Genomic DNA, 594 nt, shown 5'->3' on the forward strand with positions numbered 1-594 from the left:
TGACTGCCCAGGCATCCACCGTGTACGCTTAGTCACTTAACCATACAACCCCAAGGGGTCTGTCTGTATGGCTCAACAACCAAGGTTGTCCATCTGAGTATGTGATGAACTGTGTTTCGCCGGACTCATCTCTTATTTTCACTTTTCGAAAAAGTGAAGACAAAAGTTACAAGACACTTGAATGTGTGTTGCTTGAGAACTCGTTTTACTTCTCTTAATAAAGAGAGATAAAACTATTTAGTATTGAATTCATCGAATTCAATTTACTAGTCAGCTTTCCAGATTGTTAAAGAGCATGTGTATTTCTTTACCTAAACAAATAGGTTTCGATATCCACTTTCTAACTACACTCGCAAAAGTGTGTTTAGAAAGTGGTGGAGCTAAGCAGGATCGAACTGCTGACCTCCTGCGTGCAAGGCAGGCGCTCTCCCAGCTGAGCTATAGCCCCATCGAAATGGTGTCTTTCTAAAAGAAAGAGTGGTGGGCGATACCGGGCTCGAACCAGTGACCCCCTCCTTGTAAGGGAGGTGCTCTCCCAACTGAGCTAATCGCCCTCCGATATTTTACATCCTCAAAGGAGAAGATGGTGGGTCG

At 44.3% G+C, this 594-nt stretch carries 2 tRNA genes; both read right to left on the reverse strand.

Going from position 1 to position 594, the window contains the following annotated elements:
- Window positions 1-372: 372 nt before the first annotated feature.
- Window positions 373-448: transfer RNA gene (locus C9J01_RS29445), tRNA-Ala, on the reverse strand.
- 30 nt (window positions 449-478) lie between these two features.
- A tRNA-Val gene (locus C9J01_RS29450) sits at window positions 479-554 on the reverse strand.
- Window positions 555-594: the final 40 nt, after the last annotated feature.

The organism is Photobacterium rosenbergii (genome assembly GCF_003026455.1).
GTDB classification, from domain to species: Bacteria; Pseudomonadota; Gammaproteobacteria; order Enterobacterales; family Vibrionaceae; genus Photobacterium; species Photobacterium rosenbergii.